Origin of the sequence: Aeromonas sp. R10-2 (assembly GCF_040908445.1) — a bacterium.
GTDB classification, from domain to species: Bacteria; Pseudomonadota; Gammaproteobacteria; order Enterobacterales; family Aeromonadaceae; genus Aeromonas; species Aeromonas veronii.
Genome location: NZ_JBFODS010000025.1, coordinates 32,356 through 57,276 on the forward strand (window position 1 = coordinate 32,356; position 24,921 = coordinate 57,276).

Below are 24,921 nucleotides of genomic sequence, written 5' to 3' on the forward strand. Positions count from 1 at the left end.
GGTCAAGGTTATTCAATAGTGGCTGATGACCCGCACCTTAGTCAGACAGCTTCTGACAGGGCAGCCGTTTTCCCTCAAGGTGGCTCTGACGGGCCAGATCCAGCAGCGCCATCACCGCCAGCGCTTCACTTGCTGGCACCGGGTTGCTCCCTTCGCCCTTGATGGCGGCGCAGACACCGCGATAGTAGGCGCCATAATCCCCCGCCTCACCCACCACGCTCTGCTGCTGCAGCTGACCATCGACAATGCGGCTGAGCTGACCGGGTTCACTATCAATGCCCCAATCAGCTGCTGGTGGCCGCTTGCCCAGCTTGAGCTGATCTTCCTGCACATCCATACCGAATTTCACGAACGAACCCTGGCTGCCGTGAATGACAAAGCGCGGCATGGTGGCCGAGACCAGACAGCTGCCATGCAGAATAACCCGCAGAGCACCGTAACCCAGCACCACATGGAAGTAGTCGTCCGCCAGTGCGCCGGGGCGTTGCTCGGCCAGATCGGCCTGCAACCAGTCCGGTTGGCCGAACAACTGCAATGCTTGATCCAGCACGTGAGGGCCGAGATCGAACCAGAGGCCGGAACCCGGGCCACCCGCTTCGCGCCAGCGCTGGCGCACCTCGGGGCGATAGCGATCGAAGTGGGATTCGAACTGGGCGATCTGTCCCAGCGTCCCCTCGGCAATCAAACGGCGCACGGTAAGGAAATCCCCGTCCCAACGACGGTTGTGGAAGATACTGAGCAGCCGCTGCTGCTTTTCGGCCAGCTCGACCAGCGCTTGCGCCTCGGCCAGATCCAGTGCAAAGGGCTTATCGATCACCACATGTTTGCCTGCCAGCAGCGCCTGGCGGGCCAGAGGAGCGTGGGTGTCGTTGGGGGTGGCGATCACCACCAGATCGACGGTCTCATCGCTTAGCACCTCCTCCAGTGAACCGACCCGGCAGCCGGGCAGATCGGCCTGCACCTTGGCGGCATCGCGGCTCACCACCCAACTCAGGGACAAGCCCGGCGTGGTGGCGAGGAAGGGGGCGTGGAAGGTCTTGCCTGCAAAGCCATAGCCCACCAGGGCTGCGTTGAGAGTGTGGCTCATCGGGAGTTCTCCGCTGACATCGAGTGAGTGGGGTCGCCATCACAGGCTCTCTGCCGGATGGCCATTCGTTGTAAAGGCGATACAAACGAGAAGGGGGCCGATGGCCCCCTGAGTGTGCCCATCAGAGCACAGGATTTATTGCAAACACAAGCGGCGGCCGCGTCGGGTCATCAGCATCACCAGAGGCGGCAGCAGCAGCCACATATGCAGCGCCAGCTGGCTGATCGGGTCGTGCATCAGGGCGCCAGTCAAGCCAACGAGGGCGCCGGAGCCGCTCATCTGGAACAGGCCGAGCAGAGCGGCGGCGGTACCGGCGCAGTGGCCGAACGGTGCCAGCGCCATCCCGGCGGCAGCGCCCAGGATCATGGCAAAGCCGATGCTGGAGAGGAATACCGGCCCCATCATCGCCAGCGGATGCTCGATGTGCATCGCCAGCGTCAGGGTGATGGCCGAGAGCATCAATACCAGCAGGCCGATGCGCAGGGTGCGTCTTGGCCCCACCTTGGCGATAAAACGCGGCGCCATGAAGCAGGCCAGGATGTTGAGGGCTGCGTTGGCGGTAAACCAGTAGCTAAAGCCGCTCATATCGAGCCCCAGTTTCACCATCAGCTGCACCGGTGCGGCTGTGACATAAGCGAGGATCACCGCCATCGCCAGCATGCACAGCGCCGCGTTGAACAGGAAGCTGGGGGAGCGCAGCACCGGGCTGTAGCGGGACCAGCTGATGAGAGCCCCTTCGCTGCGGGTCTCCTCCGGGCGGGTCTCCGGCATCCGCCACATCAGCCAGCTGCCGACGATGAGCGCATAACCGGCCATAAACCAGAAGTTTGCAGACCAGCCCGCCTTGGCGGTGAGCCAGCCACCGAGCAGGGGGGCCAGCGCAGGAATAAAGCAGATGGCGCCATTGAGGTAGGAGATCATCTGACCGCTCTTTTTCGGGCCATAGCTGTCACGCACCACCGAGAAGGCGGCGACCGAGGTAGCGCAGGCGCCGAAGCCCTGCAGCACCCGGGCCAGCATCAATTCACCGAGGCTGGCTGCAAAACCGGCCCCCAGCGCGCTCAGGCCATAGAGCAGCACGCCGCCCAGCGCGATGGGCTTGCGACCGTAACGATCGGCCAGCGGGCCAACAAGCAGTTGCCCCAGTCCCATGCTGAACAGGAACCAGGTGATGGTGCCCTGCATCAGAGTTACTTCGGCGCCCAGCTGCTCGGCCATCTGCGGAATGGCGGGCAGGTAGATGTCGATAGCCAGCGGACTGAACAGCACCAGTAGTACGAGTAAAAGTATCAATGGCATCTGTCACCTCTTTAGTCAGCCAGGTTAATGAATTGGGGCGCGAGTCTACTGACTCACAGTAATGAATAGAAATGGTATTTAATCACTTTGGTTATTCCATTATGGAAACATGTATTAAAAAGCTGGTTATTCGATGGCGGCAAATCCCCCGTAACCCCATCACAGCGGGTGTAATTGACGCTTTTACTAAACGCTTGCGCCGCATAGAATGCGCAGATTATTTTTGCGGAGGTGCTCGATGAACAAGCTTGTCCTGGCAACAGGTAACCAGAAAAAGGTGAAGGAATTGGCCGCCATGTTGGCCGATATGAAGATCCAGGTGATCCCACAGAGCGAGTTTGCGGTCTCCGATGCCGATGAGACCGGCACCACCTTCGTCGAGAATGCCATCATCAAGGCCCGCCACGCCGCCCGTATTACCGGTCTGCCCGCCGTGGCCGATGACTCCGGTCTGGAAGTCGATCTGCTGCAAGGGCGCCCCGGCGTTTACTCCGCCCGCTTTGCCGGTGTGGGTGCCGGTGACAAGGCCAACATCGAGAAGCTGCTCGGCGAGCTGCAAGGTGCCCCCGAGTACCTGAAGAGCGCCCGCTTCTGGTGTGTGCTGGTCTATATGCGCCACGCTGACGATCCCACTCCCATCATCTGTCAGGCGAGCTGGGAAGGGATGATCATCGACGAGCCGCGCGGTCAACATGGCTTTGGCTATGACCCCGTCTTCTTCGTGCCGGATCACGACTGCACCGCCGCCCAGATGCCCGCCGAGCTGAAGAACCAGCTCAGCCATCGCGGTCAGGCGCTGGCCAAGCTCAAAGCGGCGCTGGCTGCGGCGCACTGAGTTACTTCGCCACCTTGTCGGTTACACACGGTCAATTACACATAGTCATCTACAATGGGGGCCTTGAGCCCCCGTTTTATTGGAAGCCCCATGCTGCAACTGCCGCCGCTCTCTCTCTACATTCATGTGCCCTGGTGCGTCCAGAAGTGCCCTTACTGTGACTTCAACTCCCATGCCCAGAAGGGGGAGTTGCCTCACCTCGAATATGTCGCCGCCCTGCTGGAGGATCTGGATCAGGATCTGAAGTGGGCGCAGGGGCGGCCACTCTCCTCCATCTTTATCGGCGGCGGCACCCCCAGCCTGTTGACGGTGGAGGCGATGCAAGCCTTGCTAGACGGGGTGCGAGCCCGCATTCCGCTCACCGCAGATTGCGAGATCACCATGGAGGCCAATCCGGGCACGGTGGAGGCGGACAAGTTTGCCGGTTTCCAGCGCGCCGGCATCAACCGTATCTCCATCGGTGTGCAGAGCTTCCAGCAGGAGAAGCTGACTCGGCTTGGGCGTATCCACGGCCCGGAAGAGGCGCGCAAGGCCGCGGCACTGGCCCATGCCATCAAGTTGCCTACCTTCAATCTGGATCTGATGCACGGTCTGCCGGATCAGAGTCTGGACGATGCCCTTTATGACCTGCAGCAGGCTATCGACTGCGCCCCGCCGCACCTCTCCTGGTATCAGCTCACCATAGAGCCGAACACGGCCTTTGCCTCCAAACCGCCCAAACTGCCGGAAGATGACACCCTGTGGGATATCTACGAGCAGGGCCACGCCATGCTCACCGCCAGCGGTTATCGCCAGTACGAGATCTCGGCTTACGCCAAAGAGGGCTACCAGTGCCATCACAACCTCAACTACTGGCGCTTTGGCGACTATCTGGGGATCGGCTGTGGTGCTCACGGCAAGGTGACCGATCTCGCTAACCAACAGATCCTGCGCACCGCCAAGGTGAAGCATCCAAAAGGGTATCTGGACAAGAGCCGCTCCTATCTGGACGAGCAGTGGCAGGTGACGGCAGACGATCTGCCGCTCGAATACTTTATGAACCGCTTCCGCCTGTTTGAACCGGCCCCCAAGGCGGAGTTCGAGGCCTATACCGGCTTGCCGTTGGAGCGGGTCGAGACGGTGCTCGCCATCGCCCAAAGCAAGGAGCTGATCGAGGATCTGGGAGAGAGCTGGCAGCTCACTTCTCTCGGCCATCGCTATCTCAACGTGCTGCTCGAACTGTTTATGGATGAGTGAGCGGCCTGTTGAGGCGCAACTTTGAGGTGGTGAGTTGGCGTTGCCATATCGCTTCTTCTGTCAAAACAATCAGGGCGCCAATGGCGCCCTGATTGTTTTGGTCGGTAGAAACCCGCTCAGCAGCAGACGCGGATCATCTGCTGTTGGCCGGGCTCCCACCGCTTGCCGAATTTGGCCTTGCGCTGGTAACTCCCCTTGCCCTTCTTGTTGCGCTCGACCCGGCTGCGAAACAGGGGATCGGAGAGCAGGGCGTGCAGATGGTTATCCTTTATCTCGCCGCGCTGATGGGCATAGCAGCCCCCTTGCGCATCTTCCTCACGGGGGAGGACGGGTTGGTCGACCCGGATCTTGGCCATGATGGCTCCTCTTCTTTTCTCTTGGTGTGTTGATTCTTGTGTCTGGATGGTGGTTTTCGCTGCGAGCGCCTGTTCAGCTGAGCGCCCGGCAACCGGATGCACTGGCACCGGTTAAAAACGCGGCGATTTTGTCACCAAATCGCCGCCAGAGCAATGCGTCGGCGGCGCCGAGTCAGTCACACTGAGCCAGGCACGCTCAGTCAGGCGTACCATGTCAGCCGTGAACCGGGTCATGCTGGTCGTGGCTGTGGTGCTCGTGATGGGCCGGAGCGCCAGATTCCAGCGTCTCGAGGATGGCGCAGTGCTCCGCCGAGCGCGGCCCGCCGCAGCAGATATTGGAGAGCTCGCGCAGATTGTCGCGAAAGCGGGTCAGTTCGATGATCTTCTGCTCCACCTGGGCCAGCTTGGTGTCGGCTACCGCTTTTACCTCCTGACAGGTGACTTTGGCCTTGTTGGTATCGAGGTCGAGCAGCTCGCCAATATCGGCCAGCGAGAATCCGACCGACTTGGCGCGGATAATAAACTCCAGCCGCCGCTTGTCCTGTTCGCTGTAGAGACGGTAGCCGGATTCGTTGCGGATCCCCGGTGAGATAAGCCCGTTCTTCTCGTAAAAACGCAGGGTATCTGCCTTGACCCCGCACGCCTTGGCCAGTTCACCGATCCGATACATGCTCTCTCTCTCCTTGAATGTATGCCGCCACAAAAACCGGAATCCACTATCACCCCTTTGCCCATGGATTGCCAGCCAAGGGCATAAAAGGGGCAGATAAACATCTCCTGGCGACCCTTTTTCCCATAAAACACTGAAAGTGCAAACGTTTCGAGAAAATCAAGTGGAAAACGTTTAACGCCGCGCCAAATAAGGCTTTGCTGTTTCAAAAAATCCACCACAGGTCACATTTTTTGTGTAGAATACGCGCCCATAACAGAGCGCCGCACCAAGCGGGCATTTCCTAAAACGCTTTTGCCGGATGTCGGGGCGAGAGTGGTTTGCGAAATCCCCCACTTCCATTTATTTGGGGACTCTCTGTGTTGAGCCTCGCCTCCCATGGAACGGTCCCCGTTATGTTGAGGACGATAGTGTGATGGAACAAGCTCGACCCATTCGCCGTGCACTGCTGAGTGTGTCTGACAAAACTGGCATTCTGGAATTTGCCAAGGCACTCAACGAGCGTGGTGTTGCCCTGCTCTCCACGGGCGGTACCGCCAAGCTGCTTGGCGAGGCGGGTCTGCCGGTGACCGAGGTCTCCGATTACACGGGTTTCCCTGAAATGATGGATGGCCGGGTCAAGACCCTGCATCCCAAGGTTCATGGCGGCATCCTCGGCCGTCGGGATCAGGATGACGCCATCATGGCTCAGCACGCTATCTCCCCCATCGACATGGTTGTCGTCAACCTTTACCCCTTTGCTGCAACCGTGGCCAAAGCGGGCTGCACTCTGGCCGATGCGGTCGAGAACATCGACATCGGCGGTCCGACCATGGTGCGTTCTGCCGCCAAAAACCATAAGGATGTCGCTATCGTCGTCAAAGCTGCCGACTATGATCGGGTTATTCGCGAAATGGATGCCAACGGCAACAGCCTGAAACTGGCGACCCGTTTCGATCTGGCCATCGCCGCATTCGAGCACACTGCTGCCTACGACGGCATGATCGCCAACTACTTCGGCACCATGGTTCCTTCCTACGGTGACAACAAGGAGGGTGACGAGGAGTCCCGTTTCCCGCGCACCTTCAACAGCCAGTTCATCAAGAAGCAGGACATGCGTTACGGCGAAAACAGCCATCAGGCTGCCGCCTTCTACGCCGAAGAGCATGCAGCTCCGGGTTCTGTCTCCAGCGCTATCCAGCTGCAGGGCAAGGCGCTCTCCTACAACAACATCGCCGATACCGATGCGGCGCTGGAGTGTGTGAAGGAGTTCGACGAGCCGGCCTGCGTCATCGTCAAGCATGCCAACCCCTGCGGTGTGGCCATCGGTAGCGACCTGCTGAGTGCCTACGATCGCGCTTACCAGACCGACCCCACCTCCGCCTTTGGCGGCATCATCGCCTTTAACCGTGAGCTGGATGGTGCCACTGCGGCAGCCATCGTGGCCCGCCAGTTTGTCGAAGTGATCATCGCCCCAACCGTCAGCCAGGAGGCCCGCGATGCGGTCGCCGCCAAGCAGAACGTGCGTCTGCTCGAATGCGGGCAGTGGACGGCTCCGGCGCAAGGCTTTGACCTCAAGCGCGTCAACGGCGGTCTGCTGGTACAGGAGCGGGATCTCGGCATGGTGACTCTGGGTGACCTGACCGTGGTCAGCAAGCGCCAGCCGACCGAGGCCGAGCTGCAAGATCTGCTGTTCTGCTGGAAAGTGGCCAAGTTCGTCAAATCCAACGCCATTGTCTACGCCAAAGATGGCCAGACCATCGGCGTCGGCGCAGGCCAGATGAGCCGTGTTTATTCGGCCAAAATCGCCGGTATCAAGGCGGCGGATGAAGGGCTGACCGTGGCGGGCTCCGTGATGGCCTCCGATGCCTTCTTCCCGTTCCGCGACGGTATTGATGCTGCCGCGCAGGCCGGTATCTCCTGCGTGATCCAGCCGGGTGGCTCGATGCGCGATCAGGAGGTGATCGATGCCGCCGACGAACACGGTATGTGCATGGTGTTCACCAACATGCGCCATTTCCGTCATTGATGGGTCAGGGGCTGCCGATGGCGGCCCTTTTGTTGTCTCTTTTCAACTGACTATTTCCGCTGACTGACGGCCCGGGTGGCCGTCCAGTGACCACAAATAGAAGCGAGCGATACGATGAAAGTACTGATCATTGGCAACGGTGGCCGCGAACACGCCCTGGCCTGGAAGGCCAAACACTCCCCGCTGGTACGCCACGTTTTTGTGGCGCCGGGCAATGCGGGCACCCAGCTTGAGCCGGGTGTCGAGAACGTCGCCATCGAGGCGACCGATATCGAAGGGCTGCTGGCCTTTGCCAAAGAGAAGCAGGTCGGCCTCACCATCGTCGGGCCGGAAGCGCCTCTGGTGAAAGGGGTGGTGGATGCCTTCCGCGCCGCCGGTCAGCCGATCTTTGGCCCGACCGCTGCCGCTGCCCAGCTGGAAGGCTCCAAGGCTTTCACCAAGGATTTCCTGGCCCGTCACGCCATCCCGACTGCCGAGTACCAGAACTTCACCGAAGTGGAGCCTGCGCTCGCCTACTTGCGCGAGAAGGGGGCCCCCATCGTCATCAAGGCCGATGGTCTGGCGGCAGGCAAGGGGGTGATTGTCGCCATGACCTTGCAGGAGGCGGAAGACGCGGTGCGCGACATGCTCTCCGGCAATGCCTTTGGCGAAGCGGGCTCCCGGGTGGTGATCGAGGAGTTTCTGGAAGGTGAAGAGGCGAGCTTCATCGTCATGGTCGATGGCGAGCACGTGCTGCCGATGGCCACCAGTCAGGATCACAAGCGAGTTGGCGACGGTGATATCGGCCTCAACACCGGCGGTATGGGGGCTTACTCCCCGGCGCCTGTGGTGACCGCCGAGGTACATCGACGCGTGATGGAGCAGGTGATCATGCCGACAGTGCGAGGCATGGCGGCCGAAGGCAACGTCTACACCGGTTTCCTCTACGCCGGTCTGATGATCGACGGTGCAGGCAATCCCAAGGTGATCGAGTTCAACTGTCGTTTCGGCGATCCCGAGACCCAGCCCATCATGCTGCGGATGCAGTCCGATCTGGTGGAGCTCTGCCTGGCCGCTTGCGCAGGCAAGCTGGATCAGAAAGAGGCTATCTATGATCCCCGCGCCGCTATCGGCGTGGTGTTGGCGGCGGGAGGCTATCCCGGCGATTACAGCACCAACCACCCCATCAGCGGCTTGCCGGTGGATGAAGTGGCGGGCGAGAAGGTGTTCCATGCCGGTACCCGCCTGGAGGGCGATACCAGCCTGACCGCTGGCGGCCGCGTGTTGTGCGCCACCGCCCTCGGCCACACTGTGGCAGAAGCCCAGCAGCGTGCCTATCAGCTCGCTGGCCGTATCAAGTGGGATGGCGTCTTCTACCGCAAGGATATCGGCTGGCGCGCCATTGCTCGCGAACAGGAGTAACTGACGCACGCAAATGGCCAGCTGATTCAGACCCCGCTACGGCGGGGTTTTTTGTCCCTGTTTACCGCTTTCAACCATCCTCATGCTGCGTGTCACCTGCGTTCAATCAGTTACCAAGCGCAAACAAGCGCGGCATACTTGTCACTATTTGCCACAAAAAACAGCATTTTTCACAAACGTTTCACCATGAGTCATGGCATCATGCTGGTGATGAATTCTTGTTTGGATTCATAAGTACCCCTAACAATTCGAGCATGTCGTTATATAAGGAAATCCCATGTTGAAAACCGTCCGCCCCCTGCTGTTGCCCCTGATGTTTGGCCTGATGACCCTGCCTGCCGTGGCGGGTGATCTGGAACAGCCGATGAAGAAGATTGGCTTCAACTACAAGCAGGCCGTCAAGGCTGATGATGCAGCCACCATGGAGAAGCACATCAACGAGATGAAGGCCCAGCTGGATGTGGCCAAGCAGAAGAACATGCCGGCCGCCAAGAAAGAGAAATTCCTTGAAGGGATGAACGAGGTACAGACCGAGCTGGACGCCAGCCTGGCCGCACTCAAGGCGGGTGATGAGGCCAAGGCGCGCGAACATCTGGCCAAGGTCAACGACCTGAAGAAGGAGTACCACAAATATGCCAAGCAAAAAGGGTGAGCTCTTTCGCTGGGATCCGCTGGTTCGCCTGACCCACTGGGGCTTGGCGGCGGTCTGCATCGGCAACCTCTGGGTTAACGAAGCGGGGGAGGAGTGGCACGAGTGGCTGGGTTACGGCGCCATTGGGCTGGTCTCCTTGCGTCTGCTCTGGGGGCTCACTTTCGCCCGTGGCTACGCTCGCCTTGGTGCCCTAATCCCCAGCGGTGAGGATTTTCGCCAGCAAGCGCGCGAGATGCGTGAGCGGCAGCCTCCGGCACCGGGTCATCACGGCAGCGGCAAGCTGGCCGTGTGGGCGCTCTGGCTGGTTGTGCTGGCCACCGCTGGCAGCGGCTGGTTTCAAAATACCGAGACGGGATTTGAACTGGGGGCTGACGAGTGGCATGAGTGGTGCGTGGTGGCGCTGCAGGGGCTGATTGGTCTGCACCTGCTGGCCATTGTCTTTACCTCCTGGCGCCAGCGCAGCAATCTGGTTACCCGGATGCTGCCAGCCATCGGGCGTCGCTCGTCCATCCAGAGCGGCAGCAACGAGCAAACCTGAGGCTCAGCATTAGGCTCCTTGTCTCTGAGTGAGGCGCCTGATCCGGACCCTGCCCAGACCCGCCCATGGCGGGTCTTTTCTATGACCTCATCGAGCTCATCACTGGACATTGCCCGATCAGCAGAAGCAAAAAGGCCGCTCATCATGAGCGGCCTTTTTCAATTTGGTGGCCCCTGGGGGACTTGAACCCACGACCAATCGATTATGAGTCGTGAATTTAACGTTTTCACAACGTTTCAGTTTGTCTTGATATTGTCAGAAAAACCCCTTAAATCACAGACATATAGCCAAATCACTTGTATCATTGGAACTCATAAAGTATCGGGTAGCTTCACCTTAAAAGCACCCATTACAGCACCCATTTTAACGTTTGGGTGCCTTTAGCTGAGACCAATCGACTATGCCGCTAACACACAACGAGATCGCCGCGCTGGTGGCGAAAGAAAGCGCCTATTACAGGATGGATGATGACCGCACCCGTGGAGCTGGTGGGCTAGGCGTCAAGGTGTTGCCGAGTGGCGGCAAGATGTTTGTGTTTCGCTATACCCGCAACGAGAAACGCGCCTTCATTCAGCTTGGCCGCTTTCCAACCCTCTCCCTTGCCGATGCCCGCGAAAAGGCCAAGGCATTCAGCCAAATGATCCGCGATGGCCTAGACCCCAAAGATGAGCTGACGCGCCAAACAAGAGAGCGGGATCAAGAACAGCGGGAGCATGAACAGCAAGGCACTGTTGAACAGCTATTCAAAAGCTACACCGAGCAGATGAAGAAGGATGGCAAGCGCACCTATGCCGCCGTGCTGCTGGCCTTGGAGAAAGAGACGTATCCAGTCATCAAACCCACGACCAAAGCCAAGGACGTGACCGCGCACGACATAAAAATCATTCTGGCGCACATGATCCGCCGTGGCGCTGATACCCAATCCAATCGCGTCAGAAGCTACCTGATGGCGGCGTTTAATCACGGTCTCAAACATGACAACGACCCCGCCAATTTCATAGACGATGCCAAATTTGGCTTGGTGCTTAATCCGGTGGCGGCCATACCAAAGCAAAAGGCCGCTGAACGTGTCGGGGAACGCTTCCTGACGTGGGCAGAGGCTCGCCAGTTGCTCGATGATATGGAGCAGCCCACCAGCCTAGGTTTGACCCTGCGCACCCTGATCCGGCTCTGTTTCTTCACGGGCGGCCAACGCCCTTATGAGCTGGCCGCCTCACGCTGGGCAAGTATCGACTGGCAAGCCAAAACCCTGACGATTACCGCCGAGCTTTCCAAGAATGGCCGCCCTCACCTGATCCCGCTCACCGATAGCGCCTTACGGGTGTTGAGAGAGCAACAAGCGGCCACGGGGGATAGTCCCTTTATCTTTGCCCACGCAACTAAGCCGAGCGAACCAATGCCGATGGCCTCACTGAGCCAAGCGATTGACCGTTACCGCAAACGCGCCGAAATGGCGCACTTTATCCCCCGTGATTTCCGCCGAACTTGTAAAACCCTGATGGGCGAGCTGGGCATAGCCAAAGACCTGCGCGACCGCCTACAGAATCACGCTCTGAATGATGTATCCAGCAAACACTATGATCGCTACGAGTATCTGCCAGAGAAGCGGCGAGCACTGGAGCTATGGGAGCGGCGGTTGTTGGATTTGGCGGCGGATAACGTGATTCCGGCTAACTTCGGGGGGCGTGGGTGATGGATCAAGACGCGCTGCGTTATGAGGCATGGCTCGAGGATGTAATTGAAAATGAGCAGCTTGCCGAGCCAAGTGTGCGCGAGAGGTTGCGTCTGTTTGTTGATTGCGTTAGAGCGGGCAGCATGGTTAGTGATGAGCTGCTGGCACTGGTCGCCGATGGTGTTGAACGCCACCTAGATAGGAAGGTTCGGGCACCAAAATCTAAGCCAATAGATCCTTGGCCTGAAAGATCGCGGGGGCGTCCAGCACGAAAGGAGCCGCTGGAATCCGCGCAAGTGAACGAGGCGTTTATTAAATTCCACCGCAAAATGCTGCCAATGTTTGACGGGCGGGCTGCTCCGACACAGACCGAGTTGGCTGACCTCATGGGAATTGATGAGCGAGAGGTTAGGAAATACGAAAAACTAAGTCCACCGCTTTTGTTTAACACTGCTTTTGATGCTGAGATCTCGCGATTGATACGCATGTACAAACTGCCAGTTGTTCATGTTGCAGGTGAGCTATACCCTGCCTCTGTTGCCATGGAATGGTTGGATAAAGAGTATGAAATCATTCAGGGACTTGAAAAAATACGCGCACTTGAAGCTGAAATAGGGAGATATCAGGCTCAAATGGGGGAAGCGCACGGCAAGACCGGAGAATAAATAGCGCCTTTTTTTGCCCTCACAAAGCCTGAGTTATTCAAACAAAATTGCTCCTGTTTCAACACATAACAGGAGCTGAGACAATGAATCAGGCAACCAAGCTATTAACCCAATATGTAGTGTGTGAGCAGTTAGGTATTTCCCGGCCCACCTTATGGCGTCGCCGCCATGATGATCCGGCGTTCCCCCAGCCCGTTTATATTGGCCCCCGCGCCGTGCGCTTCAAGCAGGTTGATGTAGAGGCCTATATCGAACACCTCCTCGCAAAGGGGGCTCGCGAATGAATCAGCCATTAAACGAACGGGTAAACGAGACCGCCCGCCAGTATCTGAGCCACAACGGCGGTCAATTTCGTCATGCTGGCGTGTCGTTGCCGCTGGATGTGGCGGTACTGACCATCGCAATTCAATCCCAAATAGTGGGGAGCCTGCTGACCGAGTATGGCGGCGAACTGGGCAATGCCCGTGCGCTGATATTCATTGATGCCATGTTTACGGCTGGCAAGCTGAATGACTGGGGTAAGGACGTGCTGGATGGCATGTTGACCTGTTTCTGTAATGACGTGCGAGATATGCTGGATGCTGGTCAAGATCCGGCTGAGGTGCTGCGCAGTCGTGTGGGGGGGGCTCAATGAGCAAAATCGCAACCAAGCTGGAATTGACCGCCTACCACCTACTGGAACAAGGCCCGCAAAAAGGTTGTACCGCTTTGACTGGGTTGGCCAACTGCCGCGATCTCAATTACCGCAACGGGGTGTCAGATCTGCGCAAAATGGGAGTATCGATACTTGATGAGTACTTTACCCACCAACACAGCGGCGGTGGCAGAGTACAGATGAAGCGGTATTGGCTTGCCACAGTCGAGGATGTGCGGAAAGTGGTTGCGCTTGTGAATCTGAAGCGGGGCAAGCGGGGCGGGGTGTTGATCTCACCTGAGCAAGAGGCCCAATACCTGAAGCAATATGAAAACGGCGCTGACCAAAAGAACAGCGCCGCCTAGTAAGTCCGCTGGTGGGTTTTGGTCTCCAAACTTTCAACCCACCGGCACCATCGAGCATACCACCCATGACAATAACCACCAACGGTAATCCTTGCCGCCCGTTGTCGTGCCCGTTCGCTGGCTTGAGCCGCTGTGAATCGATTTACGCTAATTGGGACATGCTAATTGGGATCGCCAAACAGGGCAAAGCACAGCAATGGCGCGGCCTAGCGGGGAATGAGAAATCGGGAATACGAGCGGTATTTTATAATATCTATGGGGTAAGAGGTTTATATCTGGGGGGAAATACAACCAAGCAGGGGCTAGAGCAGAGGGCGGCCCAATGAAACGAGCCGATGACCTGCCAAGCGCCGTTGCTGCCAAGCTAGCGGGCAAGACCAAGCGCAAACAGGGCAAGCGATATGGGCACGTAACCCACCAGCCCGTTTACTGCTATCAAGGGAAGGATTACCCGATCAACACCACGCCAGCGAGCGGCTGTTACACCCAACCACTGAGCGAGATAATCCGGCGCATCGTAGAAGCAGTGGCGCGTTATCGGCGGGTGCTGTTTGTTCGGCTAGACCTGAGCATGGGTGAGGGAGCCGCCACCAGTGAGCGCCTGAGCGCATTCCTAAAGCTGGCCGCTCGCTATGTAAGGCGAGAGTATCAAACGCGCCTAGAATACGTTTGGTGTCGTGAGCAGGAGAAGGCCAAGCGTCAGCACTACCATCTGGCCTTGTTCATAGATGGCGACAAGCTACGCCACCCCGCCCGATTGTATGAGGAATTGGCCGAGATCTGGCAACGCAAAGGGGGGCGGTTATCCATTCCTGAAAATGGCTACTTGATGACCAATGACCACAATATCACCGAGGCGGTTAAGCGAGCCTCATATCTAACCAAGGAGCGGGGCAAGGGATACCGACCGGACGGGGCGCGTGATTTCGGCTATTCACGCCTGACAAAACTGGATAAAACTTGATATTGGCAATAAGCGAGGGGGCTAGATGACGAGTGACGCAATCAACCGAGCTAGAAAGCGGCGAGCCCGTGAGCAGGGGGAGCGGTACTATCAGCCCGTAATGCCCTGTCACTACGGCCACCACTCGCCCCGTTATACGAGTGACGGCCATTGTGTAGCGTGTCGCCAGTTGCGTTATTTAAATGAGCGCTAAGATCCAATTATCGGATGCGGCGGGTAATAAGAAGGCCTATCGGATTAAGCCTCTATCCTTGAACACTTTGTAGCAATTTGGGGTCGGTTCATCTCCCTTGGTGAAATTCATATAATCTTTAAAGATAAGGGAATCACCCTTGAGCTGTACGTTAGTGATATAGCCATCAGATTGAATGGTTGAGAGTTGTCCATCATGCTGGGTGAGCTTTCCTGAGCTTCCTGCTGTAGCCTGACCAAGAAAGTCACCACATATCATGTATTTACCGCTTTGGGTAATGTACAAATTATAAATCGCATCCCCAAGAGACCCACCAGCAGACGCTAACCATGTCCCGCTCATGCCATCGGGGGCAGGAATAGATGGAGCAGTTATATAGTTTCCCTTGGGGGCGATAGTACACGCGCTTAGTAAACAGGCTAAGCTAGTCGCCAATAATGTTTTATGGCTCGTCATAAACAACATCTCCGGTTTAAGAACCTCGTAATAGGCTACTTGAAGATGCTGATAATGATAAACTAATTTCTCCAAAAAATTACCTGAATGCGACTCAAGCTACAGCGATAGCGGGACAACCTCCGCTTAGTCCATTTTCCGACACAGATAAAAGAGATAGCCGTCTAGCAGTCCATTTATAGGCACCTAAAAAGAACGCTCGCCCCATGTTGTTAAGCGCCTAGCCTTCCCTTAAAAGCACCCATTAAAGCACCCAAAAACGTCAGATACAAAAAAGGCGTAGCGGTTACTAACCTGCTACGCCGTTCTAAATCTGGTGGCCCCTACTGGACTTGAACCAGTGACCAATCGATTATGAGTCGACTGCTCTGACCAACTGAGCTAAGGGGCCAAATTGTGCGTTTAGCGGCGTGGATTATAGGGGAAGAGGAAGGGGCAGTCTATAGGCATATCAACCACTTGGCGACTAATTGTCCAGGTCTATAGAGGGTGCAAAGCGGGTCGCAAGGGTAAATGCCAGACAAAACAAAGCCCCGCATGGCGGGGCTTTGGCAGAGCAGTTTGACACAGGGTCAGGACTATTCGTCCAGGAAGCTGCGCAGCACTTCCGAGCGACTCGGGTGGCGCAGTTTACGCAGTGCCTTGGCTTCGATCTGACGAATACGCTCACGGGTAACGTCGAACTGTTTGCCCACTTCCTCTAGGGTGTGGTCAGTGTTCATGTCGATACCGAAACGCATCCGCAGTACCTTGGCTTCGCGGGCGGTCAGGCCAGCCAGCACTTCGCGGGTGGCGTTGCGCAGGCTTTCGCTGGTCGCCGCATCCGCTGGCAGAGCCAGGGTGGTATCTTCGATAAAGTCGCCCAAGTGGGAATCTTCATCATCACCGATGGGCGTCTCCATGGAGATAGGCTCTTTGGCGATTTTCAGTACCTTGCGGATCTTGTCTTCCGGCATGCCCATGCGCATGGCCAGCTCTTCCGGGTTCGGTTCACGACCCATCTCCTGCAGCATCTGACGGGAGATACGGTTGAGCTTGTTGATGGTCTCGATCATGTGTACCGGGATACGGATGGTACGGGCCTGATCCGCGATGGAGCGGGTAATGGCCTGACGGATCCACCAGGTTGCATAGGTCGAGAACTTGTAGCCACGACGGTATTCAAACTTGTCTACCGCCTTCATCAAACCGATGTTACCCTCCTGGATCAGATCCAGGAACTGCAGACCACGGTTGGTGTACTTCTTGGCGATGGAGATAACCAGACGCAAGTTGGCCTCAACCATCTCTTTCTTCGCACGGCGGGCTTTGGCCTCACCGATGCTCATGCGACGGTTGATATCCTTGATCTGGGCAATCGACAGACCGGTCTCTTCTTCAATCTGCTGCAGCTTGCCGATGGCGCGCTGAATATCCTCGTCCATTTCAACCAGACGGGGAGACCAGGCTTTGCCAGCCTGCTTCTGGTATTCAAACCAGGCAGTTTCACACTCGTTGTTGGTGAAGGCCGCGACGAAGGTTTTCTTCGGCATCTTGGCCTGCTCAACGCAGAGCTTCATGATGATGCGTTCCTGCACGCGGACGCGCTCCATCATTTCACGCATGTTGTTGACCAGGCGATCGAACTGCTTGGGCATCAGGCGGAATTGACGGAATACATCGGCCAGCTGGGCGATGGCGGCCTGGGTATCTTCGTGCGCGCGACCATTCTTCTGAATGGAGAGGCGGGTCACTTCATACTGGGCACGCAGTTCGCCGAACTTCTCGCGAGCGACTTCCGGATCCGGACCACCATCACCGTCGTCGTCAGAGCTGTCGCCATCTTCGTCTTCGTCTTCTTCGTCTTCTTCATCTTCGTCGGCCAGATCGTCTTCGCCGAGCTCGGAACCGATATGCGTGGCGGTAGGCGCAATGTCTTCGGTTTCGTTCGGATCAATAAAACCAGAGATGATGTCAGAGAGACGCAGCTGCTCGGCTTCGTACTTGTCGTACTGTTCGAGCAGGTAAGTAATTGCTTCAGGGTACTCGGCTACGGAGCTTTGTACCTGGTTGATACCGTCTTCGATCCGCTTGGCGATGTCGATTTCGCCTTCACGGGTCAGCAGTTCGACGGTACCCATTTCCCGCATGTACATGCGGACGGGATCGGTCGTGCGACCAATCTCAGATTCAACAGATGCCAGAGCCTGGGCCGCTGCTTCGGCAGCGTCCTCATCGGCGGTACCACCTTCAGCCATGATAAGGTCATCGGCATCCGGAGCGTTTTCAACCACTTGAATGCCCATATCGTTGATCATCTGAATGATGTCTTCGATCTGGTCTGAATCGACAATGTCTTGCGGGAGGTGATCGTTCACCTCGGCATAGGTCAGGTAGCCCTGTTCTTTACCTTTGGCAACGAGGAGTTTAAGCTGAGACTGCGGGGTTTGCTCCATAGAACTCATCCGGTTGGTGTTGCTAGGTTGCGCGTACAGTGCGCTGCTGCGCAAATAGCCAATTCTAATAGAAAACCGCCAGACATGCTATGTCTGGTTGCGGCGTCGGTCATGAGAAACCCCTGCCCGCAGTATTGTCGGGGCCAGGTGGTTATAAAATTTTTGCTTTTCATCCCGTCGATTCGGGCAACGTTATTCATATTGGGACTATTCACTCAAATATCAAGCCCCACACTCATTTCTTTTCTCAGTCTTCATCTCCCTGAGTAGCATCATTAACTCCTGCATCTCCGCTTGGCTTGGTCTTTCCTTGTTTTGTAACTCTTCTATACGCTGATTCAAAACCTGACTGGTAAAGCCAAAGAAAGTGTCTTCCAGTTCCCTCTGAATGTCCGGAGCTTGATCCGGATTGATCTCTTCAAATGGGTAATACATTGCCAGTTGTGCGAGGATCTCTCCCTCCTTGGTGCCGCGCCAATGTTCCAGCAGGATACCTGTGGTAATACCGGGCTGTGCCAGGATCTGCTGGTGCAGTTGCAGCAGGAACTTGATGCCCTGTACGCGCAGTCCGGCCAATTCCGGCATGGAGGGCAGTTTGGCTGCTACCGCCGGATATTGCACCATCAGCGCCAGCGCCCGCCGCAGTGGAGTCAACTTGATCGCTTTTGGTTTGTTGACCTCGGCCTTGGGCTGACTGTTGCGGGCAAAGAGCTCGGCGATGCGCTGCTTGTTCTCGCCCCAGCGCATCATGCTGGAGAGGCGGGTGATCAACCCTTCGCGGGTAAAGCCTTCCGGTACGCGGCGGATGAGTTCAGCAGCCTCATGAGCTATCTCATGCTTGCCTGCTTCACCTAGTAGTATTGCGTCCCGCCTTAGGCGCTGGAACATGAAGTCGGCGAACGGCTGGGCTTCATCGAGCAGAGCTTCGAAGCCCTCCTTGCCAATCTTGCGTACCAGCGAGTCGGGATCCTCGCCATCGGGCAGAAACACGAACTTCAGCTCGCGGCCATCCTGCAGATGAGGGAGGGCATTATCCAGAGCGCGCCAGGCGGCTTCACGACCGGCGTTGTCACCGTCGTAGCAGCAGACGACCTCGGCGGTGGTGCGAAACAGGGTGTGGATATGGTCGCTGGTCGTTGCAGTACCCAGCGCCGCCACCGCGTAGTCGATGTCGTACTGACCGAGTGCCACCACATCCATGTATCCTTCCACCACCAGGATCCTGCGCGGGTCCTTGTGTGCTTGCTTCACCTCGTAGAGACCGAACAGCTCCCGCCCTTTATGGAAGATAGGGGTTTCTGGCGAGTTCAGGTACTTGGGGGTGCCATCACCCAGCACCCGGCCACCGAAACCGATAACCCGGCCACGCTTGTCGCGGATTGGGAACATGATGCGATCGCGGAAACGGTCATAGCTGCCCGGGCCATTGTCACGGGTGATCAGCATGCCGCCCGAGATAAGCAGCTGTTCGTGATCTCGGCTGGCGCCGAAGCGGCGGCGTACCTGATCCCAGTCACTTGGGGCATAACCGATGTTGAAGCGCTTGACTACTTCGCCGGTCAGACCGCGCCCTTTGAGGTACTCCACCGCGTGGGGAGCACTCTTGAGATTGCTCTCGTAGAAGCGGGCGATCTGGTTCATCAGCTCGAACAGATCCTTGCTAACAGCGGGCTGACTATTGGCCGAGCCGCCGATGCTCTGCTCGCGAGGTACCTGCATGCCCTGCATGCTGGCGAGCTCTTCGATGGCATCGGGAAATTCGAGACCGTCGTACTCCATGACAAAGCCGATGGCGTTGCCGTGGGCGCCACAACCGAAACAGTGGTAGAACTGCTTCTCCTGGCTAACGGTAAAAGAGGGGCTTTTTTCGTTATGAAAAGGGCAGCAAGCCTGGTAGTTCTTACCGGCTTTTTTCAGCCGCACTCGCGAGTCGATCAGCTCGACTATGTCTGTGCGTACGAGCAGATCGTCGATAAAGGATTGGGGGATCCTGCCTGCCATAACCGTCCTGTTTCATTGCGGAGAAAATAAAAAAGCCGCGCATTCCAAGGGAAGCACGGCTTCTTCGACCAAACAAGAGAGTTGCCTGTTACGCCAAGCGGGTTTTCACCTGAGCACTGACGGCGCCGACATCGGCACGACCCTGAATTTTCGGCTTCAAGACAGCCATGACTTTGCCCATATCAGCCATGACGGCAGCACCACTTTCAGTGATGGCTTGCTCGATCAGGGCAGCAATTTCATCTGCGGTCAGCTGTTGCGGCAGGAATTCCTGCAACACAACGATCTCGGCGGACTCTTTGTCGGCGAGATCCTGGCGACCTGCAGCTTCAAATTGGCTGATGGAATCGCGGCGCTGTTTGACCATTTTGGTCACGACAGCGAGGATATCCTCATCATTCAGCTCGATACGGGTATCGACTTCACGTTGCTTGATTTCTGCCATCAACAAGCGGATCGCTCCCAGACGTGCCTTATCTTTGGCAAGCATAGCGAGCTTTTGCTGATCCTTGAGTTGATCCTTCAGAGACACGGCAATATCTCCCGATTAGTACAGGCGGATACGACGTGCGTTTTCGCGAGACAGCTTCTTGGCGTGACGCTTGACAGCAGACGCTTTGGCGCGCTTACGAATGGTAGTCGGCTTCTCGTAGAACTCACGGCTACGAACTTCGGACAGGATACCGGCTTTTTCGCAAGAACGCTTGAAACGACGCAGAGCAACGTCAAACGGCTCATTTTCACGGACTTTGATTACTGGCATGTGCCTTTCACCTCAGTGATAAATTGTTAGCTGACCTTCAATCGATCAGCATGTCTTAAAATGGTGCGAAATTATACTCTGGACAGGGAATGAAAGTAAACCCGCAGAGATCGCTCTGGTTTAAAAAACCCGCGAAGGTTACCATAGCCGTCTCATTTTAGCAGTGAAATTTTTTAGCAATGCGTGTATTGGGCATAGAGACATCCTGTGACGAAACCGGGATCGCGATCTTCGACGATCAAAAAGGGATCCTTTCCCATCAGTTATACAGCCAGGTCAAGCTGCATGCGGACTACGGTGGCGTCGTCCCCGAACTCGCCAGCCGGGATCATGTTCGCAAGACGATCCCGTTGATCCAGGCCGCATTGCAAGAGGCGGGACTGGGCAAAGATGACATCGACGGCATCGCGTATACCGCGGGGCCGGGTCTGGTTGGCGCCATTCTGGTGGGGGCGACCATTGGCCGCTCGCTGGCGATGGCGTGGAACAAGCCGGCTATCGCCGTCCACCATATGGAAGGCCACCTGCTGGCTCCCATGCTGGAAGAAAAGGCCCCCGAGTTCCCCTTCGTGGCGCTGCTGGTCTCCGGTGGTCACTCCATGCTGGTGCGGGTCGACGGTATCGGCAGCTATCAGCTGCTGGGGGAATCCATCGATGATGCCGCTGGCGAAGCGTTCGACAAGACCGCCAAGCTGATGGGGTTGGACTATCCGGGTGGTCCGCTGCTCTCCCGTCTGGCCGAGAAGGGCACCACCGGGCGCTTCCACTTCCCCCGTCCCATGACTGACCGTCCCGGGCTCGATATGAGCTTCTCTGGCCTCAAGACCTTCACCGCCAACACCATCGCCGCCAATGGTGATGATGAGCAGACCCGTGCCGATATCGCTCGGGCGTTTGAAGATGCGGTGGTTGATACCCTGGCCATCAAGTGCCGTCGTGCTTTGAAAGAGACCGGTCTTAAGCGTCTGGTGGTTGCTGGCGGCGTCAGTGCCAACCGTCATCTGCGCGCCCAGCTGGCCGAGCTGATGGAGGGCCTCAAGGGCGAGGTGTTCTATCCGCGCACTGAATATTGCACCGATAACGGCGCCATGATCGCTTACGCCGGTATGCAGCGCCTGAAAGCTGGCGTGTTCGAACCGCTGGTGGTCAAAGCCGTGCCGCGCTGGCCGCTGGATACCCTGGATCCGGTCTGATCCGACAGATCCCGCCTTCTGGCGTGGTGGTGAGTACCATGGTGGCCTACAGCTCCTGCAATCCGGCAGCGGTGGTTATAGTGCCGCTGGCACGCTGTTGCGGTGTCTTCTGTCGCCGTGGTTGAGCCATCCGGATAAGAGGTCAGCCCTCTTGCTGGCAGACAGCCAAGCACAGAGTAAAGAGATAAAAAAATCCCCGCCAACTGGCGGGGATTTTTGTTTGGCGATCGGCAGGCGATGGAATTAAAGCAGGATGCCGCCGAAGAAGAAGCCCAGCGCCACGGCGATGGCGATGGTGGCGGTGCCCGGTACGAAGAAGGGGTGGTTGAAGACCGCCTTACCGATACGGGTGGAGCCGGTGTCGTCCATCTCTACCGCGGCCAGCAGAGTCGGGTAGGTCGGCAGTACGAACAGGGCGCTCACGGCTGCGAAGGAGGCAATCGCAGTCAGCGGGCTGACACCCAGTGCCAGAGCGGCAGGCATCAGGGCTTTGGTGGTTGCACCCTGTGAGTAGAGCAGCATGGCGGCAAAGAACAGTACCACGGCCAGCAGCCAGGAGTACTGGTTCAGCAGGTCGCCAGCGATCAGCTGGATGGTGTCCATGTTGCCTTTCACGAAGACGTTACCCAGCCAGGCCACACCCAGTACGCAGATACAGGCAGACATACCGGACTTGAAGGTCGGCATGTTGGTGACCTGGGTGGCGTCCAGTTTGCACACTAGGGTCATGATGGTGGCCGCGGCCAGCATGATGCCCATGATGGCACCGTCACGGGGGATTGGCGGGTTGGTGATCAGGCCCACTTTACCGGAGATGGCAGTGGCATAAGCCATGACAGCAACGATGGCGGCGATGAAGATCCAGACAGACAGTTTGGCGTACGGTTTGATCTCGAGCTTGGTAGTACCACGCAGTTTGATCAGGCCCTTGGCTTTACGCTCCAGATAGACTTCGTCCTGATCCAGCGGTTTGCCCATCATGTTGGCAATGAAGGCGCCCAGGATACAGGCCAGGAAGGTAGAGGGGATGCAGATGGCCAGCAGGGTCAGGTAGTCAACACCAAACGGCTCGAGCATGCCGGAGAAGGCAACCACAGCGGCAGAGATCGGGGAAGCAGTGATGGCGATCTGGGAGGCGACAACCGCGATGGAGAGCGGACGGGATGGGCGGATCCCTTGCTCTTTGGCCACTTCAGCGATCACCGGCAGGGTAGAGAAGGCGGTATGACCGGTACCGGCCAGCATGGTCATCAGGTAGGTGACCACCGGGGCGGCGAAGGTGATGTATTTGGGGTTCTTGCGCAGCGCTTTCTCAGCCAGGGAGACCAGATAGTCCATCCCGCCAGCCAGTTGCATACAGGCGATGGCACAGATGACGGACGCGATGATCATGATCACATCCCAAGGGATGTAGCTGACCAGTTGATCGCTCGGGATGGGCATGCCCAGACCCCACGTCAATACCAGTACCCCCAGACCACCGGCAAAGCCGATGCCGATGCTGCCTATCCGGGCCCCCAGATAGATAGCGGCGAGCACGACAAGTAACTCGATTCCAATCATAGCGATAACTCCATTTTTTAGTTTTTGGTTTTTATTTGGCAAAAAGCCAATTCCCGATCGGGCTGGGGATAAAGACCAATCGGGAACTGACTTTATGGGCCGGGAAGATCCCGGCCCACACTCGCTTATACGGCAGCTTCGCGGGTGAAACGCTTGGCTTTGTATTGCGGGTTCATCAGGTTCTCGATGGAGAGAATTTCGTCCAGCTGCTCGGCGCTCAGCAGGCCGCGCTCCAGAACGACTTCGCGGACGTTCTTGCCGGTCTGGGCACAGATCTTGCCGACGATATCCCCTTCGTGGTGGCCGATGAAGGGGTTCAGGTAGGTCACGATACCGATGGAGTTCAGCACGTGATTCATGCAGATTTCCGGGTTGGCGGTGATACCTTCCACGCACTTCTCGCGCAGGGAAATACAGGCTTTTTCCATCAGGCTCAGGGATTCGAACATCGCTTGACCAATCACCGGCTCCATGACGTTCAGCTGCAGCTGACCGGCTTCGGCGGCGAAGGTGATGGTGATGTCGTTACCGAATACCTTGAAGCAGGATTGGTTGACCACTTCCGGGATAACCGGGTTGACCTTGGCCGGCATGATGGAGGAACCCGCCTGCATTTCCGGCAGGTTGATCTCTTTCAGTGCAGTGCGCGGGCCGGAGGAGAGCAGACGCAGGTCGTTACAGATCTTGGACAGCTTCATGGCCAGACGCTTGATGGCGCCGTGCAGCATGACGTAGGCGCCACAGTCGGAGGTCGCTTCGATCAGATCTTCTGCCGGCACATAGGCACGACCGGTGATCTCGGCCAGACGCTTGATAGCCAGTGCAGAGTACTCGGGCGGAGTGTTCAGACCGGTACCGATGGCGGTCGCGCCCAGGTTCACTTCCAGCAGCAGCTCCTGGCAACGCTTGATGGACTTGATCTCTTCACGCAGGGTCACGGCGAATGCGTGGAACTCCTGACCCAGGGTCATCGGAACCGCATCTTGCAGCTGGGTACGGCCCATCTTCAGGATGTTTTTGAACTCTTTCGCTTTGGCATCGAATGCTGCGATCAGGTGCTCCAGCGCGTGCAGGGTCACATCAGTGCTGTTGACCACAGCAACGCGGAAGCCGGTCGGGTATGCATCGTTGGTGGACTGGCACTTGTTGACGTGGTCGTTCGGGTTGATGACGTCGTAACGGCCTTTCTCCAGACCCATGATTTCCAGGGCGATGTTGGCCAGTACTTCGTTAGTGTTCATGTTGACGGAGGTGCCGGCGCCACCCTGGTAAACGTCGACCGGGAACTGGTCGAAGCATTTGCCGGTGTTCAGCATCAGGTCGCAGGCTTCTACGATCTTGTCAGCAATTTCAGGACGGATGGTACCCAGTTCACCGTTTGCCAGCGCAGCGGCCTTCTTGGTCAGCACCATACCGCGGACGAATTCCGGAACGTCAGAAATCTTCTGAGAGCTGATCTTGAAGTTCTCGACAGCGCGCAGGGTGTGCACACCGTAGTAGAGATCATTGGAAACTTCTTTGGTGCCCAGCAGGTCTTCTTCAATGCGGACGTTCTTGATGTCGCTCATTGTAATGCCTCAGAAATCAGATAAATGGAAAAATCCTCACCGAGTGGTCGCGAGTTCCTTGCGCACAGCTCATCCTGAAGCACCACACATCGAGTGGGGCGGTTGGGAGAATGACCTCCCGAAAAACTAAACAATATACTACTCCAATTGAGGTATCGGTTATTAGAGGTGGATCACTAAATTTGCGACATTTTCAAATTACTTTGAGGAAAGTACACATATGTTATGAAGTTTTTATCATGATGATTTTTATAAATTTTTGTGACTTTTTGCTGGTTTTTTAGATTGCTGATGACGTAGGAGTCAGTTGACCAACTTGAAAAGAGAGGGGCTGCCCCCATTTATTCAGGGCAGAAAGTGGTGATGA

Annotated in this window: 24 protein-coding genes and 1 tRNA gene; 13 read left to right on the forward strand and 12 right to left on the reverse strand. The window is 57.0% G+C overall.

Going from position 1 to position 24,921, the window contains the following annotated elements; genetic code table 11:
* Positions 1–37 precede the first annotated feature (37 nt).
* Both AB5Y97_RS05845 and AB5Y97_RS05850 read right to left on the reverse strand, forming a co-directional pair.
* On the reverse strand, positions 38–1,087 hold the full coding sequence (locus tag AB5Y97_RS05845) for an oxidoreductase (RefSeq protein WP_201947103.1): 1,050 nt from the start codon (positions 1,085–1,087) through the stop codon (positions 38–40).
* Positions 1,088–1,222: 135 nt separating this feature from the next.
* Positions 1,223–2,386, reverse strand: a complete 1,164-nt coding sequence (locus AB5Y97_RS05850; RefSeq protein ID WP_201947104.1) for a multidrug effflux MFS transporter — start codon at positions 2,384–2,386, stop codon at positions 1,223–1,225.
* A 238-nt stretch (positions 2,387–2,624) separates the two neighbouring features.
* On the opposite strand from AB5Y97_RS05850, the gene rdgB reads away from it, so the two are divergent.
* On the forward strand, positions 2,625–3,221 hold the full coding sequence (gene rdgB, locus AB5Y97_RS05855; protein WP_005340539.1) for an RdgB/HAM1 family non-canonical purine NTP pyrophosphatase: 597 nt from the start codon (positions 2,625–2,627) through the stop codon (positions 3,219–3,221).
* A gap of 90 nt (positions 3,222–3,311) precedes the next feature.
* Positions 3,312–4,457, forward strand: coding sequence for a radical SAM family heme chaperone HemW (hemW, locus tag AB5Y97_RS05860; protein ID WP_201947106.1), 1,146 nt, complete (start codon positions 3,312–3,314; stop codon positions 4,455–4,457).
* 116 nt (positions 4,458–4,573) lie between these two features.
* Here hemW and AB5Y97_RS05865 read toward each other — a convergent pair whose 3' ends face one another.
* Both AB5Y97_RS05865 and zntR read right to left on the reverse strand, forming a co-directional pair.
* Positions 4,574–4,813, reverse strand: coding sequence for an alternative ribosome-rescue factor A (locus tag AB5Y97_RS05865; RefSeq protein ID WP_234920577.1), 240 nt, complete (start codon positions 4,811–4,813; stop codon positions 4,574–4,576).
* A gap of 214 nt (positions 4,814–5,027) precedes the next feature.
* Complete coding sequence (zntR, locus tag AB5Y97_RS05870) at positions 5,028–5,483, reverse strand: Zn(2+)-responsive transcriptional regulator (RefSeq protein WP_005341244.1); 456 nt, start codon at positions 5,481–5,483, stop codon at positions 5,028–5,030.
* Between the two features lie 415 nt (positions 5,484–5,898).
* On the opposite strand from zntR, the gene purH reads away from it, so the two are divergent.
* The 10 genes from purH to AB5Y97_RS05920 all read left to right on the forward strand — a co-directional run bounded on the left by purH (position 5,899) and on the right by AB5Y97_RS05920 (position 14,382).
* Entirely contained in the window at positions 5,899–7,491 is a 1,593-nt protein-coding gene (gene purH / locus AB5Y97_RS05875) for a bifunctional phosphoribosylaminoimidazolecarboxamide formyltransferase/IMP cyclohydrolase (RefSeq protein WP_040067541.1), read from the forward strand.
* Between the two features lie 114 nt (positions 7,492–7,605).
* The gene (purD, locus tag AB5Y97_RS05880) at positions 7,606–8,892 is read left to right on the forward strand and encodes a phosphoribosylamine--glycine ligase (protein WP_338773754.1); all 1,287 of its coding nucleotides are present in this window, start codon (positions 7,606–7,608) and stop codon (positions 8,890–8,892) included.
* 277 nt (positions 8,893–9,169) lie between these two features.
* Positions 9,170–9,544: a cytochrome b562 gene (locus AB5Y97_RS05885; RefSeq protein WP_005349056.1), complete on the forward strand. Its 375-nt coding sequence runs from the start codon at positions 9,170–9,172 to the stop codon at positions 9,542–9,544.
* Complete coding sequence (locus AB5Y97_RS05890) at positions 9,525–10,082, forward strand: cytochrome b/b6 domain-containing protein (protein ID WP_338773756.1); 558 nt, start codon at positions 9,525–9,527, stop codon at positions 10,080–10,082. The genes AB5Y97_RS05885 and AB5Y97_RS05890 overlap by 20 nt, the downstream gene beginning before the upstream one ends.
* A gap of 400 nt (positions 10,083–10,482) precedes the next feature.
* Complete coding sequence (locus AB5Y97_RS05895; protein ID WP_064338767.1) at positions 10,483–11,775, forward strand: site-specific integrase; 1,293 nt, start codon at positions 10,483–10,485, stop codon at positions 11,773–11,775.
* Complete coding sequence (locus tag AB5Y97_RS05900; RefSeq protein ID WP_368157365.1) at positions 11,772–12,419, forward strand: hypothetical protein; 648 nt, start codon at positions 11,772–11,774, stop codon at positions 12,417–12,419. The genes AB5Y97_RS05895 and AB5Y97_RS05900 overlap by 4 nt, the downstream gene beginning before the upstream one ends.
* 83 nt (positions 12,420–12,502) lie before the next feature.
* Entirely contained in the window at positions 12,503–12,703 is a 201-nt protein-coding gene (locus AB5Y97_RS05905; RefSeq protein WP_101531417.1) for an AlpA family transcriptional regulator, read from the forward strand.
* Complete coding sequence (locus AB5Y97_RS05910) at positions 12,700–13,053, forward strand: hypothetical protein (protein ID WP_335829414.1); 354 nt, start codon at positions 12,700–12,702, stop codon at positions 13,051–13,053. The genes AB5Y97_RS05905 and AB5Y97_RS05910 overlap by 4 nt, the downstream gene beginning before the upstream one ends.
* Positions 13,050–13,418 carry a hypothetical protein gene (locus AB5Y97_RS05915; protein ID WP_368157366.1) on the forward strand — a complete coding sequence of 123 codons (369 nt, stop codon included), beginning with the start codon at positions 13,050–13,052 and terminating at the stop codon, positions 13,416–13,418. Before AB5Y97_RS05910 ends, AB5Y97_RS05915 begins: the two co-directional genes overlap by 4 nt.
* A gap of 322 nt (positions 13,419–13,740) precedes the next feature.
* Positions 13,741–14,382, forward strand: a complete 642-nt coding sequence (locus AB5Y97_RS05920) for an inovirus-type Gp2 protein (protein ID WP_368157367.1) — start codon at positions 13,741–13,743, stop codon at positions 14,380–14,382.
* Between the two features lie 229 nt (positions 14,383–14,611).
* Here the strand turns inward: AB5Y97_RS05920 and AB5Y97_RS05925 are convergent, their stop codons facing one another.
* The 6 genes from AB5Y97_RS05925 to rpsU form a co-directional block, all read right to left on the reverse strand.
* Positions 14,612–15,106 carry a hypothetical protein gene (locus AB5Y97_RS05925; protein ID WP_368157368.1) on the reverse strand — a complete coding sequence of 165 codons (495 nt, stop codon included), beginning with the start codon at positions 15,104–15,106 and terminating at the stop codon, positions 14,612–14,614.
* Positions 15,107–15,345: 239 nt separating this feature from the next.
* Positions 15,346–15,422, reverse strand: a tRNA-Ile gene (locus tag AB5Y97_RS05930).
* Positions 15,423–15,609: 187 nt separating this feature from the next.
* Complete coding sequence (rpoD, locus tag AB5Y97_RS05935; protein ID WP_320643254.1) at positions 15,610–17,505, reverse strand: RNA polymerase sigma factor RpoD; 1,896 nt, start codon at positions 17,503–17,505, stop codon at positions 15,610–15,612.
* Between the two features lie 183 nt (positions 17,506–17,688).
* Entirely contained in the window at positions 17,689–19,467 is a 1,779-nt protein-coding gene (dnaG, locus tag AB5Y97_RS05940; protein WP_201947110.1) for a DNA primase, read from the reverse strand.
* Positions 19,468–19,555: 88 nt separating this feature from the next.
* Entirely contained in the window at positions 19,556–19,999 is a 444-nt protein-coding gene (locus AB5Y97_RS05945) for a GatB/YqeY domain-containing protein (protein WP_005349081.1), read from the reverse strand.
* 15 nt (positions 20,000–20,014) lie between these two features.
* Positions 20,015–20,230, reverse strand: coding sequence for a 30S ribosomal protein S21 (rpsU, locus tag AB5Y97_RS05950; RefSeq protein WP_005309452.1), 216 nt, complete (start codon positions 20,228–20,230; stop codon positions 20,015–20,017).
* A 179-nt stretch (positions 20,231–20,409) separates the two neighbouring features.
* On the opposite strand from rpsU, the gene tsaD reads away from it, so the two are divergent.
* Positions 20,410–21,423: a tRNA (adenosine(37)-N6)-threonylcarbamoyltransferase complex transferase subunit TsaD gene (tsaD, locus tag AB5Y97_RS05955; protein ID WP_201947111.1), complete on the forward strand. Its 1,014-nt coding sequence runs from the start codon at positions 20,410–20,412 to the stop codon at positions 21,421–21,423.
* A 243-nt stretch (positions 21,424–21,666) separates the two neighbouring features.
* Here the strand turns inward: tsaD and AB5Y97_RS05960 are convergent, their stop codons facing one another.
* On the reverse strand, positions 21,667–22,986 hold the full coding sequence (locus tag AB5Y97_RS05960) for an anaerobic C4-dicarboxylate transporter (RefSeq protein WP_019444958.1): 1,320 nt from the start codon (positions 22,984–22,986) through the stop codon (positions 21,667–21,669).
* A 125-nt stretch (positions 22,987–23,111) separates the two neighbouring features.
* Entirely contained in the window at positions 23,112–24,554 is a 1,443-nt protein-coding gene (gene aspA, locus AB5Y97_RS05965) for an aspartate ammonia-lyase (RefSeq protein ID WP_005340569.1), read from the reverse strand.
* Between the last annotated feature and the right edge of the window lie 367 nt (positions 24,555–24,921).